General features: G+C 71.3%; 15 protein-coding genes. 5 read left to right on the top strand and 10 right to left on the bottom strand.

All coding sequences use genetic code 11. The features are described from left to right. Positions 1 to 207: 207 nt before the first annotated feature. From HW274_RS02325 to HW274_RS02315, 3 genes are read left to right on the top strand one after another with little or no spacing between them, the layout of a single operon-like run. Positions 208 to 945: a pentapeptide repeat-containing protein gene (locus tag HW274_RS02325; protein WP_075254983.1), complete on the top strand. Its 738-nt coding sequence runs from the start codon at positions 208 to 210 to the stop codon at positions 943 to 945. Continuing rightward, complete coding sequence (locus tag HW274_RS02320; RefSeq protein WP_185989103.1) at positions 942 to 1,499, top strand: DivIVA domain-containing protein; 558 nt, start codon at positions 942 to 944, stop codon at positions 1,497 to 1,499. The genes HW274_RS02325 and HW274_RS02320 overlap by 4 nt, the downstream gene beginning before the upstream one ends. Positions 1,500 to 1,550: 51 nt before the next feature. Next, entirely contained in the window at positions 1,551 to 2,087 is a 537-nt protein-coding gene (locus HW274_RS02315) for a DivIVA domain-containing protein (RefSeq protein ID WP_075254985.1), read from the top strand. Between the two features lie 83 nt (positions 2,088 to 2,170). Here the strand turns inward: HW274_RS02315 and HW274_RS02310 are convergent, their stop codons facing one another. Then, the gene (locus tag HW274_RS02310) at positions 2,171 to 2,482 is read right to left on the bottom strand and encodes a cupin (RefSeq protein ID WP_010614451.1); all 312 of its coding nucleotides are present in this window, start codon (positions 2,480 to 2,482) and stop codon (positions 2,171 to 2,173) included. Then, positions 2,479 to 2,670 (bottom strand): hypothetical protein, encoded by a 192-nt coding sequence (locus HW274_RS02305; RefSeq protein ID WP_144020846.1) that lies wholly within the window; start codon positions 2,668 to 2,670, stop codon positions 2,479 to 2,481. The genes HW274_RS02310 and HW274_RS02305 overlap by 4 nt, the downstream gene beginning before the upstream one ends. Positions 2,671 to 2,676: 6 nt before the next feature. On the opposite strand from HW274_RS02305, the gene HW274_RS02300 reads away from it, so the two are divergent. After that, on the top strand, positions 2,677 to 3,618 hold the full coding sequence (locus tag HW274_RS02300) for a GlxA family transcriptional regulator (RefSeq protein WP_185989102.1): 942 nt from the start codon (positions 2,677 to 2,679) through the stop codon (positions 3,616 to 3,618). 12 nt (positions 3,619 to 3,630) lie between these two features. Here the strand turns inward: HW274_RS02300 and lysS are convergent, their stop codons facing one another. From lysS to panC, 3 genes are all read right to left on the bottom strand, one after another. Then, positions 3,631 to 5,319: a lysine--tRNA ligase gene (lysS, locus tag HW274_RS02295; RefSeq protein WP_185989101.1), complete on the bottom strand. Its 1,689-nt coding sequence runs from the start codon at positions 5,317 to 5,319 to the stop codon at positions 3,631 to 3,633. Between the two features lie 107 nt (positions 5,320 to 5,426). Continuing rightward, positions 5,427 to 5,882 (bottom strand): aspartate 1-decarboxylase, encoded by a 456-nt coding sequence (panD, locus tag HW274_RS02290; RefSeq protein ID WP_003789149.1) that lies wholly within the window; start codon positions 5,880 to 5,882, stop codon positions 5,427 to 5,429. A 248-nt stretch (positions 5,883 to 6,130) separates the two neighbouring features. Then, positions 6,131 to 7,144, bottom strand: a complete 1,014-nt coding sequence (gene panC / locus HW274_RS02285) for a pantoate--beta-alanine ligase (RefSeq protein WP_075254987.1) — start codon at positions 7,142 to 7,144, stop codon at positions 6,131 to 6,133. A 237-nt stretch (positions 7,145 to 7,381) separates the two neighbouring features. On the opposite strand from panC, the gene HW274_RS02280 reads away from it, so the two are divergent. Next, on the top strand, positions 7,382 to 8,350 hold the full coding sequence (locus HW274_RS02280; RefSeq protein ID WP_075254988.1) for a Rossmann-like and DUF2520 domain-containing protein: 969 nt from the start codon (positions 7,382 to 7,384) through the stop codon (positions 8,348 to 8,350). A gap of 152 nt (positions 8,351 to 8,502) precedes the next feature. Here HW274_RS02280 and HW274_RS02275 read toward each other — a convergent pair whose 3' ends face one another. The 5 genes from HW274_RS02275 to folP are packed head-to-tail and all read right to left on the bottom strand — an operon-like array spanning position 8,503 to position 15,041. Beyond that, entirely contained in the window at positions 8,503 to 10,269 is a 1,767-nt protein-coding gene (locus tag HW274_RS02275; protein ID WP_075254989.1) for a PH domain-containing protein, read from the bottom strand. After that, positions 10,266 to 10,841 (bottom strand): PH domain-containing protein, encoded by a 576-nt coding sequence (locus HW274_RS02270; RefSeq protein WP_144020848.1) that lies wholly within the window; start codon positions 10,839 to 10,841, stop codon positions 10,266 to 10,268. Before HW274_RS02270 ends, HW274_RS02275 begins: the two co-directional genes overlap by 4 nt. A gap of 26 nt (positions 10,842 to 10,867) precedes the next feature. Next, positions 10,868 to 11,368 (bottom strand): DUF3180 family protein, encoded by a 501-nt coding sequence (locus tag HW274_RS02265; protein WP_075254991.1) that lies wholly within the window; start codon positions 11,366 to 11,368, stop codon positions 10,868 to 10,870. Beyond that, on the bottom strand, positions 11,368 to 14,148 hold the full coding sequence (folK, locus tag HW274_RS02260; RefSeq protein ID WP_185989100.1) for a 2-amino-4-hydroxy-6-hydroxymethyldihydropteridine diphosphokinase: 2,781 nt from the start codon (positions 14,146 to 14,148) through the stop codon (positions 11,368 to 11,370). Before folK ends, HW274_RS02265 begins: the two co-directional genes overlap by 1 nt. Beyond that, entirely contained in the window at positions 14,145 to 15,041 is an 897-nt protein-coding gene (folP, locus tag HW274_RS02255) for a dihydropteroate synthase (protein WP_075254994.1), read from the bottom strand. Before folP ends, folK begins: the two co-directional genes overlap by 4 nt. Between the last annotated feature and the right edge of the window lie 483 nt (positions 15,042 to 15,524).

Genomic DNA, 15,524 nt, shown 5'->3' with positions numbered 1-15,524 from the left:
CGGCCCACAGTGTCCATATCGGTGACAAAGGCCGCGATCAGCCTCAGTCGCAGAAAAGGAAACCGCATGATTCCGCGGTTCTTCTCGACGGAGTGACGGCCTGCGAGCTCCTTTGTGTCCGATATGGACACCTACCCCTCCTGCGAGCCCGGGCACCGGGGAGAACAACCCCCGGTGCCCGGAGCTGATCTGCGATAGAACAGGACCATGACCGCAGGACGGACCGACACGGCCTCAGGCTCCGCCGCCCCGGCCTCCCCGAGGCCGCCGGTCCTCACGGCACCGGACCTCGGCCGCCTGCGCGACGGCGAGGCCGATGAGCTCACCGCCGGTGAGATGGTCGAGGACCTGGATCTGGTCGAGGCGGACCTGAGCGGCGGCGACCTGTCGGCGCTCACGCTGCTCAGCTGCCGGTTCTCGGAGGTTTTCGCCAATGACACCGACCTGGCCGCGGCGCGGCTGGTCGACTGCCGCCTGGAGCGTCTGAGCGCCACCTACCTTCACAGCCCGCGCTCCACCTGGCGCACGGTGGAGCTGATCGACTCCCGTATCGGGGCCTGGGAGCTCTACGACGCCGATGTCGAGTCACTCCTCATTGAGGACTGCCGCCTGGGCTTCACGAACCTCGCCGGAACCACTGTGCGCGACCTCCTCATCCGGGCCACCCGGATCGACGAGCTGGACCTGAGCGGCATCGACGCCCAGCGGGTCCACTTCGAGGACTGCCGGGTGGGCACGCTGCGCCTGCACGGCGGGAGCCTGAGAGACGTTGACCTGCGCGGACTGGAGATGAGAACAGTCAGCGGGGTCGGCTCCCTGGCCGGGGCGACCGTCAGCAGCGGGCAGCTCAGCGAGCTCGCGCCGCTGCTGGCGCAGCACCTGGGGCTGCGGGTCACGGATCAGGATCACGTACAGAATGTGACAACAAGGAGCAGACGAGCATGACGCTGCTGACAGCCGACGACGTTCTCACCGTGAAGTTCGACGTCTCCTCATTCAAGGAGGGCTACAACCAGGATGAGGTCGACGTCTTCCTCGATGACGTGACGACCACGATGCGGGAGTTCGAGGAGCGGCTCGGCACGTCACAGGAATCCTCGAGCCCCTCACACCGGAAGGCCGAGATTCTCCTGACCTCCGAGGGCGTCAGAAACATCCGGTTCTCGACCACCCGGTGGTCGGGCTACCGCATCGACCAGGTTGATGCCTTCCTCGTCCAGGTGCTCGCGACCATGGAGGCCCTTGAGGCGCAGCTGCGCACCAACGCATTCGCCGGCCAGCCCGTCGCCGGAGCCGGCGGTGCCTACGGCGGCGGAACCTACGGCATGAGCCCGGCCCAGGCCGGGTACGCCCCGGGCACCGCCGAAGCCGGCGGCTCCCAGTACACCGAGGTGATCGCCCAGCGGGACCAGTACATCGCCCAGCTCCAGCAGGAGATCGCCTACTTGCGCGCCGAGCTCGAGTCCGCCCAGCGCCGCCTGGGGACGACCGGGTCCTAGGCCCAGCCACCCTTTTCAACCACCAAGCAGTCACAGCAAGGAGCAGATCGCATGACGATCCTGACGAACCATGACGTGGACAACGTGAAGTTCACAGCCACCCAGTTCCGAGAGGGCTACAGCCAGAGCGAGGTCGACAGCTTCCTTGAGAAGATCGCCATCACGCTGAAGGTTCTTCAGGAGAGAGCAGATTCCTCCGGGTACGCGTCCGACTCCACCCATGTCCAGGTGCTCACGGTCGATGACGTGCAGAACGTGAGGTTCGCAGCCACCAGGCTCCGGGAAGGCTACGAGCAGGACGAGGTCGACAGGTTCCTCGACCACGTCGTGGAGACGATGAGGTACCTGGAAGCACATGGCGCCACGCAGACCTCGGGATACGAATCGCAGTGGGGCGGCAGCTCATGGAGCACCGGAGTCAACACGTACGGCAGTGCGTCATACTCCGCGCCGAGCGGCACCGAGTCGTCCAGTAGTCAGGCGATCGCCCAGCGGGACCAGTACATCGCCCAGCTTCAGCAGGAGAACGCCTATCTGCGCGCCGAGCTCGAGGCCGCCCAGCGCCGCCTGGAGATGTTCGGCGCCTAACCGCCCGCAGCGGCCTGTCCGGCCATCCGCACCACACACATGGTGCGTCGTCCTGGGAGTCCCCTCCGCGGACAACAGTGCGGTCAGATGGATCCCGCCTGCTCGATGACGAGGATCCGGGCCGTCCCCACAGGGTGGGCAACATGTTCGTCGCCATCCTCGGCGACGAAGATGCGTCCGGGCTCCAGCCGAGTCACGTGGGTCCCGGCCTCGTCACGATAGTGCATGTCAACTGCTCCATCGAGAACAACGAAGACCTCGACGCCGTCGTTGGTGTGCCAGACATAGGGTTCGTCAGTCCAGTGAAGCCGTACCGTGGCATCCGCGATGCGGGCCAGGTCAACAGCGGCCCACGCCCGGTCGAGTGTGACATCACCAGCAGTAACGATCTTCATTGCGCACCTGTCTTTCTCTCGATACCTGTCTGTTCAAGTGACGCCAGAGAGCTCGAGGCGATGCTCAGCCACGCGCCCCACTCGAACAGGTTGACGACAACACGTCGACTCATCACCGCAGTTTGGTCGTCACGAGGGGCGAGCACGAGTGGCAGGAACGACACGCTGCGCGCAATTCCTGCCATCATGTGCGCATGACACATGCCGTTGTCGCTCTGGCCCTGCCAGGCGTCGTCGCCTTCGACCTGTCCACGGCCGCTCAGGTCTTCGGCCACCCTGAGGAGGAGGAGTACTCCTTCGAGGTGGTGACATCTGATGGCCGCCAGGTGCCATCGTCCACCGGATTCCAGATCGCAGGAGTAGGCGATCCTTCCTCTCTGCGCCAGGCCGACACCATCGTCATTCCCGGGTACAGCCCCCATACCACGCCCAGTGATGACGTACTCGAGGCACTGCGATCAGCGCACTCCCGCGGCACCCGAGTCGTCTCCATATGCACCGGGGCCTTCGCACTCGCCCCAACGGGGCTTCTGGACGGCCTGTCAGCCACGACCCACTGGCAGGACGCCGAGGAACTACGCGCAGCCTACCCGGCCGTGGACGTCACACCCGATGTCCTGTACATCGACCACGAGCACGTAGCCAGCAGCGCCGGGGTCGCCGCCGGAATCGACCTGTGCCTGCACCTGGTGCGCCGTGACCATGGGGCCGCAACAGCCAATCGCATCGCACGGCGAATGGTCGTCCCACCCCACCGCGCAGGAGGCCAGGCCCAGTACGTCGCGCCGGCAGCCCGCCCCCGTCATCCGGAGAACAGATTGGCGGAGCTGACCACCTGGGTCGTGGCGCACCTCGATCGCCCAGTGGGCGTCGCGGATCTTGCTCGCCGTGCGCACCTGTCTGAACGGCAGCTGGCACGCAGGTTCGTCGCCGAGACAGGCCAGAGTCCGCTGCAGTGGCTTCTCCACCAGCGTGTGCTGGCCGCCATGGATCTGCTTGAGACGACCGGCCTGCCTCTGGAGGCCATCGCCACACGCACGGGCCTAGGAACGGCCAGCACCTTGCGTCGTCACTTTCTCAGACACGTGGGCACCACGCCCAGCGCCTATCGAAAGACGTTTCGCGGTCCCGAGTAACGGCTCGAGGGCTCAGCCCCGCTTGACCAGCGGGAAGGTGATGGTCTCGCGGATGCCCTGGCCGGTGAGCACCATGAGGAGGCGGTCGATGCCCATGCCCATGCCGCCGCTGGGCGGGAAGCCCTGCTCCATGGCCACCAGGAAGTCCTCGTCCAGGATCATAGCCTCGGGGTCGCCCTTGGCGGCCGCCAGGGCCTGGGCCTCGAAGCGCTCGCGCTGGACCACGGGGTCGGCGAGCTCGGAGTATGCGGTGGCAGTCTCGAAGCCGCGCACGTAGAGGTCCCACTTCTCGGTCAGGCCCGGCTTGCTGCGGTGGTAGCGGGTCAGCGGCGAGGTGTCCTCGGGGAAGTCGTAGACGAAGGTGGGCGCCCACAGCTTGTTGCCGACGAGCTCTTCGAAGATGTCCTCCACGACCTTGCCGGCCACGGCGTAGTCGTCGATCTCCAGGCCGATCTTCTCGGCGTGGGCGACCAGCTGCTCGCGCGGGGTCTCCACGGTGATCTCCTCACCGAGGGCCTCGGAGACGGAGGTGTAGAGGTCGATCTTGTCCCACTCGCCCGACAGGTCGTACTCGGTGCCGTCGGCCAGCGTGACGACCTCGCCGCCCTCGGGCAGGTCGAAGGCGTCGCGGGCCGCCTGCTGGACGAGGTTGCGGGTCAGCTCGGCCATGCCGTCGTAGTCGGAGTAGGCCTCGTAGGCCTCCAGGGCCGTGAACTCCGGGGAGTGGGAGGAGTCGGCGCCCTCGTTGCGGAAGTTGCGGTTGATCTCGAAGACGCGGTCGACGCCGCCGACCACAGCGCGCTTGAGGTAGATCTCCGTGGCGATGCGCAGGTAGAGATCCATGTCGAAGGCGTTCATGTGGGTGATGAACGGGCGCGCGGCCGCCCCGCCGTGAATGACCTGCAGCATGGGCGTCTCCAGCTCCAGGTAGTCGCGGCGGAAGAAGTTCTCGCGGATGGAGCGCACGACGGCGGCGCGGGTGCGCACCATGTCGCGGGCGGCGGGCCGGGTGAGCAGGTCGAGCTCACGACGGCGCACGCGCTGCTCCTCCGAGAGCGTCACCGCCTCGCCGGCCTCGTTGGTCCAGGTCTTGGGCAGGGGGCGCAGCGCCTTGGAGGCGATCCGCCAGGCGGGGACCTCGACGTCGTCATCCCCGGCGGAGGCGGCCTCGGCGCCCTCGCGCAAGACCGGCTCGGCCATGACGGACAGCTCGCCGCGGCGCGAGGAGATGACGCGGCCGTGGACGAAGAGGTGGTCGCCCAGGTCGACGTCGGCCTTGAAGGCCGCGAGCGCGGTGTGGCCCTCGGCGGGCAGGGCCTTGGCCGAGAGCATGGCCTGCAGGGTGGTGCCGGCCCCGTCCTGGAGGGTGACGAAGCACAAGCGGCCGGTATTGCGCAGGAAGACGACGCGGCCGGCCACGCCGACGACGTCGTCGGTCTCTTCCCCGGCCTCGAGGTGGGCGTAGCCCTCGCGCACGGCGGCGATGGTGGTGGTGACGGGCACGGAGACCGGGTAGGGGTCCCAGCCCTCGCTGCGCAGGCGCTCGCGCTTGCCGGCGCGAACCTCGAACTGCTCGCCCGGGCCCGGGTCGGCCTTGGGCTGCTTGGGCTGGGCCGATGAATCGTCTGCAGACTTCGGCGACTGGGTGCCGGCGGCGTCGGTGGCGGTCGGGTCGGGGCTGGGGGTGCTCTCGTCTGTCACGTGAAGGAGTCTAACGGCGCCGACCCTCCTTGGCCGCCCCCTGGGTCCCGACGATGCCCGATCCACCTCCGATCCTGGTCACACCGGGCAGCCGGCCTGCGGAGCGGTCAGGCGCGGGCCTCGGCCAGGGGGATGCCGGTGGGCCGCAGGCCCTGGAGGCGGGCGACGTCGGAGTCGGCCGGGATCTGGCCGGGGTCGGTGCCCCGCTCCACGATCCGGTTGGCCTCGTCGACGAAGACGACCCGGGGCAGGTAGGTGCGGGCCTCGGCGTCGGACATCTGGGAGTAGGCGATGAGGATGACGACGTCTCCGGGGCTGACCAGGTGGGCGGCGGCGCCGTTGACGCAGATTTCTCCGGCGCCGCGCTCGCCGGGGATGACGTAGGTGGACAGGCGGTTGCCGTTGGTGCAGTTGCAGATGTCGACGCGCTCGCCGGGCAGGAGGTCGGCGGCCTCGAGCAGGTCGATGTCCACCGTGATGGAGCCGACGTAGTCGAGGTCGGCCTGGGTCACGGTAGCGCGGTGGATCTTGGACGTCATCATCGTCCGGGTGCGGGAACTCATCGCCGCACAGCGTAGACGGCGCAGGGCCCGGCGCACTGTACGGTGCGGCACAGGGTGAGCGACCTGACAGGAACGGTCGGACCTGAGCGGGGCAAGCTCCGGCCCGACGGTTCCGGAGAACGCAGCATAGGGCGCCGGGTCTGTCGCTCGAGGGTGCGTCCTCGGGGACTCGTGTGCGTCCTCGCGCGGGGCGGCGCGGCTTGCGGCGCCCGGCCCCTCGCAGGTACTCGGGCGGGCCGGAACGGTGCTCAGGGGCGCAGGTCGATGAGCGTGTTGTCGATGAGGCGAGTGGTGCCCACACGCGCGGCGACGGCCAGCAGGCCCACCGCGGGCAGCCCCTCCTCCTTGTCCTCCCCCACGGGCTCGCTGCGCGGCAGGCCGAGGCCGGCGCCCGCCAGGTCCTCGAAGCTTTCCGGGGCGACAAGAGCCACATAGTCGACCTCGACGCCGTCGGCCGCCTCCAGGGAGGCCAGTGCGGCCTGGCGGATGGCGACGGGGTCGGGCTGGGAGCCGGTGGCCTGCGCGGCGGCGTCCCGGCCGGCCTGGAGCGCGCGGGACAGGGCCAGGGCCTGGTGGCGCTGCTCGGGGCTGAGGTAGGCGTTGCGTGAGCTCATGGCCAGGCCGTCGTTCTCGCGGCGGATGTCGACCGGCACGATCTCCAGCGGGACGGCGAGGTCGCGCACCATGGACTCGATGATCGCCAGCTGTTGGGCGTCCTTGCGGCCGAACAGCGCCCAGCGCGGGGCGATCAGGTGCATGAGGGTGAGTACCACCTGGCACACGCCGGCGAAGTGGGTGGGGCGGGTGCGCCCCTCCAGGACGGTGGCAATGGGACCGGGGTCAATGCGTACCGCAGGCTGCCCGCAGGGGTAGATGACCTCCGGGGTGGGGGCGAAGACGATGAGCCGTCCCACACCGAGAGTGCCGTCGGCGCCGGTGAGGGTGCGGGCCAATCCGGCCAGGTCGCCCTCGAGGTCGCGCGGGTAGGCGTCGAGATCCTCAGTAGGGGCGAACTGCAGGGGGTTGACAAAGATGGTGACCACGACGGTGCCGGTCGACCCGACGCGCCGGGCGGCCTCGCGCACGAGGTCGAAGTGGCCCTCGTGGAGGGCGCCCATCGTCATGACGACCGCCCGGGGGTCCGGGGACTCGGCCAGGGCGGCGGCGAGGTCGGCGCGGCTGCGGGCCAGGACGGTTGCGGCGCCGGCGGATCGGGGGTCGGGAACGGGCGTCGGTGCGGGTTCAGTGCTCACGTGCCCCACGCTAGTCGCCCCGCCCGGGCCGATGACCCGCGCAGGAAGGTGAAAGTGTCCACGGTGGCGACTTTTCCGAGCCGAATCCGAGCAACCAGGCCATCTCGATTCACGTTTCCGCAGATCACAGGGGTCGGCTTGAACGCGGGCCGCCTGCGGCCGGCGGATAAGTCGCCAAACTGGACAGAATCGCCCTGATGGCGCACTCCAGGCCGGGGCAGGCGGCAGGCATGAGAGCATCGGGGCATGAGCGACATCGATGGCACGGGCCCAGGCACAGGCAGCGAGCACGCGGGCCGGGTTCCGGCCGCCCCTGCCGGCCCGAGCAGGCCGGGCCGGCTGGGCGTCGGCATCATCTCCGCCGGCCGCGTCGGGGCGGTGCTGGGCTGCGCGCTGCGGGCGGTGGAGCACCAGGTCGTCGGCGTCCACGCGGTCTCGGAGGAGTCGCGCGAGCGCACCGAGATGCTGCTGCCCGGTGTGCCGGTCCTGGAGGTCGAGGAGATCGTCGAGCGCGCCGAGCTGGTGCTGCTGGCGGTCCCCGACGACGCCCTCGAGCCGCTCGTCCAGGGCCTGGCGGACCTGGGGCGCTGGCAGCCGGGCCAGCTGGTGGCCCACACCTCGGGTCGTTACGGGGCCGCCGTGCTCGCCCCGGCTCAGCGCTGCGGGGCGATCCCGCTGGCGATCCACCCGGCGATGACCTTCTCCGGGTTCTCCACGGATGTGGCCCGGCTCGTCGGCTGCCCGATGGCTGTGACTGCGCCCGCGGCGGTGCTGCCGATCGCGCAGGCGCTGGTGGTCGAGCTCGGCGGGGAGCCCTTCGTCCTGGAGGAGTCGGCGCGCCCTGCCTACCACGCGGCCCTCGCCCACGGCGCCAACCACCTGCTGACCGTGGTGACGCAGGCCGTGCGGGTGCTGGCGGCCGCCGGGGTCGAGGACGGTGCGGCCACGCTCGGCCCCCTGCTCACGGCGGCCCTGGACCGGGCCCTGCACGAGGGCGAGGCGGGCCTGACCGGCCCGGTCTCGAGGGGTGACGTCGGGACGGTGGCCTCCCACCTGGAGGCGCTCTCCGCGCTGCGTGACAGCGAGGGACGGGGCCTCGACGACGTGGTCGCCTCCTACCGGCAGCTGGCCGCGGCCGCCACCGAGCGCTGCGAGGCCACCGGGCGCCTGACCGCCGAGCAGGCCCTGCACCTGCGCGACACCCTGCGCAGCTAGGGCCTGTTGCGAAAGTGGGGTGACGCGTCCGCGTGTTCGTACCTTAGGGCGCGCATTCGTACCCTCTACCCCTCGAACACGAGCCCTAAGATACGACCGCGACGTCGGCCACTGGCGAGAACCGGCCTCCGCCCGAACATAGGCAACAGGATCTAGCGCACTGAGGGCCCGGCAGGCTGCGTGGCGGCGACGGCGCGCGCGAGCCATCGGTCGAGCTGCTCGGCATGGGCGCGTTGCAGCGCCCGCCGGCTGATCCGCGCCGCGAGGGCCTTGGCGTCGGCGGCATCGAGGTTGGTGATCGAGGCAGGGACCTCCTGGGCGACCATGTCGAGTCGGAGGGAGGCCAGGCTGCGCCGGCGCGCCAGTGGCCCCTGGCGCACACGCAGGGACTGGATGCGCTCGTAGGGGAAGACGGCCACTCGCCGCCGCCAGCGGCCGTGGCGGATGATGACGCAGGTGTCGGTGAGGATGACGGCTGCACGCCGCCAGGTCAGGGGGCGGAAGATCCGTCCGCGGCGGCTGATGCGCACGAAGCCGCGCTCGGCCGAGCCCGCCGGGGCCTGTGGGTCGCCGACGCCGTCATCGTCGCGGCCGGTGAGGGCCTGGGCGAGCAGCCTGTCGGGGTCGGACACGCCCAGGTCGGGGACCACGAGCCACAGCGCGCGCAGGGCGGTGTCCCGACTCCCTACGGGCAGGAGCAGGTTGCCGATCTCCCGCGTCTGGCCGTCGTGGGGGCGCTCGTCGCGGCCGGCCACGGTGACGTCCACCTTCCACCAGTCCTTGCGGCGCCACAGGATCGGCCCGGTGAGCCCGACGCCGTGGACCCGCCCGGGCGGCAGCGTCCGGGAGGTCTCGGCGGTGAGGCCGTAGCTCATGCGGATGCCGCTGGGGGTGGCGGCGGCGTGGAAGTTCCAGGCACTGTTGAACTGGTTCCACACCATGGTCGCCAACGCGATGACCATCGTGATGTAGGAGGAGATGATCGTCAGCGCCTCACTGCCGGTCATGGAGTCCGTGACGATGATGAGGATTCCCACCACGAGCGTGCCGACTATCGCCAGTAGAAGCGTGTAGGTCATGGGGTGGCGCAGCAGGGAGCCGAGGAGCGTGGCGCTGTCGACGCTGTAGAGCGGGTGCTCCTGGAAGTGGGAGGCCCGCAGCTGCGAGGTGCGCGGCGCGGGGGCGGAGGCGGCTTCCGAGCCAGTTGCTTCCTCCGGCGTGAGGCCCTCGGGGTGGGCGGTGGAGGCGAGGTCGTTGATACCACCGGTGTCGTGGCCCGTTCCACTCGCGTGGACGGCACCGTCCTCCGACGCCGCTCCGGGCAGGTCGATCTGTCCGGCGGCCAGGTCGAGGATGCGGTCGCGCAGGGTCTGAAGCTCGGAGGTGGTGAGGAATCCGATGACGACCCGCGAGTTCCGGCCCCCGGCGACCTCGACGGTCAGCTGCCCCAGACCGAAGATGCGCCCGAGCAGGGGGTGAACGACGTCGACCGACTGGATGCGCGGCAGGCGGGCCGTACGCAGCTTGCGGCTGAGGATGCCCGAGCGCAGGTAGACGCCGTCGGCATCCACGGCGTAGGCGCGCCGCCACCAGCTGAGCAGCCCGAGCCCCACCCACAGGGCGATGAGCGCGACCAGGCCGAGCAGGTAGTAGCCGATCTGACCGCCCAGGGAGAAGCCGTGCTCACTGATGAAGCGGTAGGCGCGCACGAGGTCGTCGAGGTTCTGGACCGTGACGAAGGCGAGGACACCGGTGACGATCTTCCAGCCCTCCAGCACCGGCGTGACGAGGCTGACCCGGTGCCAGGTGACGTTCGCGGGCAGGGGCAGATCCCGGGAGGCGGCGGACCCGCTCTCCCTCGCGGCGTCCGTCCTCGCCTTGCGGGCGGCCTCCAGCCGGCTCTCCCAGCTGGGGCTCACAGCCCGGCCATCCTCTCCTCACCGCGCTGGGACAGGACCTGGCGCAGGCGCTCGGCCTCGGCCACCGGCAGCCCGTTGATCGTGGCGTCGGTGCTGGCCGAGGCCGTGTGGAGCCTGACCTCGGCGATGCCCAGCCATCGGGCCAACGGCCCCTGGGAGGTGTCCACGAACTGCATGCGCCCGTAGGGGGTGACGGTGATGGAGCGGAACATGACGCCGTGGCGCCACAGGAGGTGGTTGTCGGCCAAGGCGTAGCCCATGGCCCGCACCTGACGCGGAATGAGCCAGAGCTGCCAGAGGAACAGCGCTGCGAAGACCCCCGCGGGGATGAAGTATCCGGAGGAGACGAGCGCCCCGGGGATGGCGAAACCGATGATGACGATGGCGCAGAGGAGACCGACCCCCAGGATGCGGGCGGTGATGAGGCGGTGGGAGACCGGGTGGAAGACGACGCCGTCGGGGGCGAAGGGGTCGGCGCCGGCTGATGGCCGCGCATCCGGCTCACCGGCGCGGCCGGGGGCCGAGGCTGGGCCGGCGGGTGCAGCAGGTGCGGCGGGGCTGGTACCGGGCATCGCGCCGAGACCTGGTCCAGGACTGGTCATGCGGGGGCGCCTGGTCCTTCGGGGGCCCGCCCGGCGGGACCGGCCGAGCCGTCGTCGTCGCCGTCACCGGAGATGGAGCACCACTGCTCGACGACGAAGCCGACGACGCACCACACGAGGCAGGCGATCAGGCAGCCGGTCGAGGTCCAGGCCAGGTGGGTCATGGCCGGCGAGCGCGGCGTCACCAGCGCCAGGATGATCCCGCCGCCATAGACGCCGCCGAGCACCGCCCCCACGATGGCTGAGGCCTGGGCGGCGGCCGCCGTGGTGGCGGCACCGGTCGGGGTGATCCAGGTGCGCTCGCGCGCCCGCAGGCGCCTGACCGCCAGACCGGCCACCAGGACGACGCCCGCAATGACCAGCGCGGTCACCGCCCCCCATGGGGAGAGGACCGGGACCCAGCCGACGTGGCGCAGCAGGAGGTCACCGGTCACCCAGGAGGTCACCGCAGCGGCGATGAACCAGGTGACGGCGCTGGTCCAGCGGGTGCGCCGCATCAGATGTCCTGACGGGGACCTGTCCCCTGGGCGCCACCACCGATGACGTCATTCCACTGGAGCGGGGACTTCCAGGCGTCCCCGGCGGCGTCATTCTGCTGCTGCGAGGCCGGAGCATCGGCCTGTTCCTGCTGGCTGGAGGCGTAGTTCGCGTAGCTGCCGACATCCTGCTGACTCTGGGAGAACCCGTCCGACCCGGCCGAGAGACCGGGGGCGTAGGAGCCCTGCGGGCCGGCCGCCTCGGGGGCCGAGGCAGCCTGGTAGGGCGAGTCGACCTGCGGGGCCTGCTCGGTCCAGGAGCCCGCCTCGTTGGAGGTGTCGAAAGGCATCTGCCCGAAGGGGGAGGACTCGACCTGCCCCTGGTCACCGAGGGGCTGCGCGGGGGCCGGCTCCGGGGCGGCCGATGAGGCCTCGGCGATGCTGCCGGCGTAGTCGGCGGCCAGGGAGGCGTCGGCCACGGAGGACTCATCCCGGGTGGCGTCGTAGACCAGGCCGGGCTCGGAGCCCGCGGCGTCCTGCTCCACCGGCGGCTCCACGTAGGGGCCGGTGGGCTTGTCCGGCAGGGACTCGGAGTCGAGCCAGTCGAAGGCCAGCCAGCGCAGGCCACCGCGGTCGGGGGCGTTCTCGGCGAGCTCGGACACGGAGCGCCCGGCCAGCTCGGCGAAGGGGTCGGCCTGGCTCCACGGCACGAGGACGAAGGCGCGCTCGGCGGCACGCGGGTGCGGCAGCGACAGGGCCGGGTCGGAGGAGGTGACGCCCTCGACCTCGATGAGGTCGACATCCAGGGTGCGCACACCCCACGGCTCGGTGCGCACACGCCCGGCCGCGATCTCCAGGGTCTGGCAGACCTCGAGCAGCTCGCGCGGAGCGAGGGTCGTCATGGCCGTGACCACCGTGTTGAGGTAGTCGGGCTGGGGCTCGGCGCCCTCGGCGACGACGGCGATCGTGCGGGCCAGCGGCGCCACCTGCGTGACCTCGATGCCCTCGGTGGCCTTGAGGCTCTGGACGGCCGTGCGCAGGGAGTCCACGACTCCACCGACGTTGGCGCCCAGGCCGAAGACGACGCCCACGGGACGGGTGGGCCGCTCGGAGAGCGGGTCGACCGGAGCGGCGGGAGCCGCCGGGGCCCCAGGTGCGGCGGGAGCCGGTGCTGCGCCGGGGGCGCCCAGGACGTCGGGCTGCGCCGACGGCGCGGCGTACGAGCCCTCAGCGGGCTGAGAGAAGTCCTCAGAGACAGAGGGCTGGGAGTAGGAGGGCTCGGAGTAGGCCGGTGCGACGCCTTCCTGGCCCGCGGCCCCGGGGAGCTCACCGGGGACGGCGAAGGGGCTGGGCCCGGGCTCGCCCAGGGGCTGGGAGGCCGGGACGGAGGAGGCGTCCATGAGGCCGTCGGCGCCGGCGGTCCCAGAGGCGGCGTCACCGCCCAGTGCGGGGAGGGCGAAGCCGGACGCGTCGGCGCCCGCCGCCTCGGGGGCGGCGTCCCCGGCATGACCGGTCTGGCTGGAGGCGGCCCCGCTGTAGGAGCCGGACTCGTCGAAGGCGACGGGCCCGCCCAGGAGGTCCGCGGAGCCCTCGACGGCGGGAGCGGACTGGTCCTCGCCCTCCTCGGAGGAGGCCACATGGCGGCCCTCATGGGGCAGCTGGACAGCGAGGTTACCGGCGGCGGGGGTCGGTTCGGACGAAGCCGCTGCGGAGGCGTCAGCAGCCACCTCCTCGGCATAGCTGAGGACACTGGGCTCCGGCTCGCTGGGGGCGGACGCCGCGCCCAGCGCCTCGGCCGCCAGGCTCACGAACCCGTCGGCGCCGGCGGTCCTGCCGGCGGAGGCCGCGGTGGGGGCGCTGGTCGAGGGGGCATCCAGCGCGCTCGACGCGGAGTAGGAACCGGCAGCCTCGCTGGAGGGCAGGCCGGGGGCCTCCGGGGCCTCGGGAGTCTCCGGGGCCCAGGCGGGGGCCGATGATGAGACGGAGGAGTCCGCACTCTCGGTGGCCCAGTCCGGCACCCACGGCTGGGTCGACTCGGCGCCCCCACCGGGAGTACCGGGCTCGGTCGGCATCGGCGTGGGGACCGAGGGCGCTGCGGCCGCGAAGGACGAGCGGGCCGGCGCCTCCATCGGCGAGGCAGGCGAGGGCGTCGGGGTGATGGGGGCCTCGGAGGCCAGCGCGGCCGGAGCGGTGTCGCCGCCCGTGAAGGAGGCGCCCGAGAAGTCGGGGACCTCCGAGACGACGGGGGCCGCGGGGGCGGCAGGGGCGGCGGGCGGCTCGTAGGCGGGCGCCGCCGGGGAGGCCGAGGAGGGGGAGGCGTAGGGCTGGGCGGAGACGGCCACCGGCGCCTCGGCCTGTGCGGCCCAGGCGGCCTGGCTGGTGGCGGGGGCGCCGTCGTGGCCCGCTGCGGCGTCGGCCACCCGGTGGATGGTCACCGAGACGTCCTCGAAGGCGACGTCGAGGGGAGCCTCGGGCTTGTGCACGGTGACCTCGGCGGCCACGACGCGGGGGAAGGACAGGACCCGCTCGGCAATCCGGTCCGCCAGGGACTCAATGAGGTTGACCGGCTCCCCCTCGATGATGCTCACGATGCCGTTGGCCACGCGGGAGTAGTCGACGGCGTCGGTCACCGAGTCGGTGACGGCGGCCACGGCGGTGCCGCGCTGCCCCAGGTCGAGGATGACGTCGACCGTGAAGAGCTGGCCCTCCTCGCGTTCGAAGGGCAGGACGCCGTGGTGGCCGCGGGCGGACAGGCCGATGAGGCTGATCCGGTCGGTGGTCGCGGAGACGGTGGTGCTCACTGGTGTTCCTTCCAGAGGGAGGCGGTGCGGACAGCGGCCCGGTTGACCGGGACCTCGTGGACTCTGACGGCCCAGGCGCCGGCGGCGGCGGCCAGGGCGGTGGTGGCGGCGGTGACGGCGTCGCGCTGGACGGGGGTGGCCTCGGCCTCGGCGGCCTGGGCGAGAAAGCGCTTGCGGGAGGAGCCGACCAGAAGGGGCCGGCCCAGGTCGGCGATGAGGCGGGAGGTGGCCGCCAGCAGCTCCCAGGACTGGGCGTGGGTCTTGGCGAAGCCGAGGCCGGGGTCCAGGACCACCTGCGAGCGCTCCACCCCGGCGGCGTCCAGCTCGGCCAGGCGCTCGCGCAGCTCGGCCTCGACTCCGGCGACGACGCCGCCGGGGTAGTCGGTGAGCCGGTCCATGGTCTCGGGGTCGCCGCGCCAGTGCTGGCAGACGTAGACGACGCCGGTGCGGGCGATGAGGCTGTGCATGGCGGGGTCGGCCAGGCCCCCGGAGACGTCGTTGATGATGTGGGCGCCGGCGTCGATGGCGGCCTCGGCGGTGGCGGCGTGGATGGTGTCCACTGAGACCATGGCGCTGCCGGAGGCGCCGGCCCCGTCGGCACTGCCTACCCCGTCGGCGAGGAGGGCGCGCACCACGGGCAGGACCCGGGAGATCTCGGTGTCGACGTCGACCCTCTGGGCGCCGGGGCGGGTGGACTCCCCGCCGACGTCGATGATGTCGGCGCCCTGGGCGATGAGCTCGCGAGCATGGGCGACGGCCGCCTCGGGGTCGACCCAGCGGCCGCCGTCGGAGAAGGAGTCGGGGGTGACGTTGAGGACGCCCATGAGGAGCGTCCGATCGCGGGGCACGAACCCCGGCAGGGGGGCCGGGGCGGCGGCGGGAAGATTCGTCACGGGGTCAGGCTAACGGTTGGCCCGCCGCAGCGGGAGGACCGAAACATCTTCAGCCCACCTCACACTGAGAGCCGAGACACGATCCGGCAGGGTCAGGGCGCCTCACTTCGACCAAAACTTCATAGAAGACACGGAGCCGGGTCGATGATGAAGTTTTGGTCGAAGTGAGTGGGGACAACGTTCGAAGTACGGCTGAGCGGTCACCGTCACCCAAAAGGCGGAGACGCCGGCCGCAGTCCGTCCCTTCGACGCATTCCGGCGCAATGGCGCCGTTTCTAGGCTTTTTCATGTCACCAGGGCGGTGCGGGACGCAGCGCGATGCCAGCGACCGGCTCCATCCGCCACTCGAGTCAGCCACCGAGAAGGGTCATGAGATGACGTATCCACCCCAGCCGCAGGCCTTCGGCCACCCCGCCCATCCCGCGCCGAGCCCCCAGGCGACACCGGCCGCCCCGGGAGCGCCGACGGCGCCCACCACTCCTG

It is taken from the genome of Actinomyces sp. oral taxon 169 (assembly GCF_013394715.1).
Lineage (GTDB): Bacteria > Actinomycetota > Actinomycetes > Actinomycetales > Actinomycetaceae > Actinomyces.
The sequence above is the reverse complement of the archived record's forward strand: the minus strand, read 5'-3'. Positions and strand labels throughout refer to the sequence as shown.

Excerpts from the sequence above, each read along its gene's own strand:
- HW274_RS02310 (WP_010614451.1), bottom strand. The coding sequence starts at position 2,482 with ATGAAGATCGTTACTGCTGGTGATGTCACACTCGACCGGGCGTGGGCC.
- HW274_RS02315 (WP_075254985.1), top strand. The coding sequence starts at position 1,551 with ATGACGATCCTGACGAACCATGACGTGGACAACGTGAAGTTCACAGCC.
- HW274_RS02325 (WP_075254983.1), top strand. The coding sequence starts at position 208 with ATGACCGCAGGACGGACCGACACGGCCTCAGGCTCCGCCGCCCCGGCC.
- HW274_RS02300 (WP_185989102.1), top strand. The coding sequence starts at position 2,677 with ATGACACATGCCGTTGTCGCTCTGGCCCTGCCAGGCGTCGTCGCCTTC.
- HW274_RS02265 (WP_075254991.1), bottom strand. The coding sequence starts at position 11,368 with ATGCGGCGCACCCGCTGGACCAGCGCCGTCACCTGGTTCATCGCCGCT.
- HW274_RS02280 (WP_075254988.1), top strand. The coding sequence starts at position 7,382 with ATGAGCGACATCGATGGCACGGGCCCAGGCACAGGCAGCGAGCACGCG.
- HW274_RS02320 (WP_185989103.1), top strand. The coding sequence starts at position 942 with ATGACGCTGCTGACAGCCGACGACGTTCTCACCGTGAAGTTCGACGTC.
- panD (WP_003789149.1), bottom strand. The coding sequence starts at position 5,882 with ATGAGTTCCCGCACCCGGACGATGATGACGTCCAAGATCCACCGCGCT.
- HW274_RS02305 (WP_144020846.1), bottom strand. The coding sequence starts at position 2,670 with ATGATGGCAGGAATTGCGCGCAGCGTGTCGTTCCTGCCACTCGTGCTC.
- HW274_RS02270 (WP_144020848.1), bottom strand. The coding sequence starts at position 10,841 with ATGCCCGGTACCAGCCCCGCCGCACCTGCTGCACCCGCCGGCCCAGCC.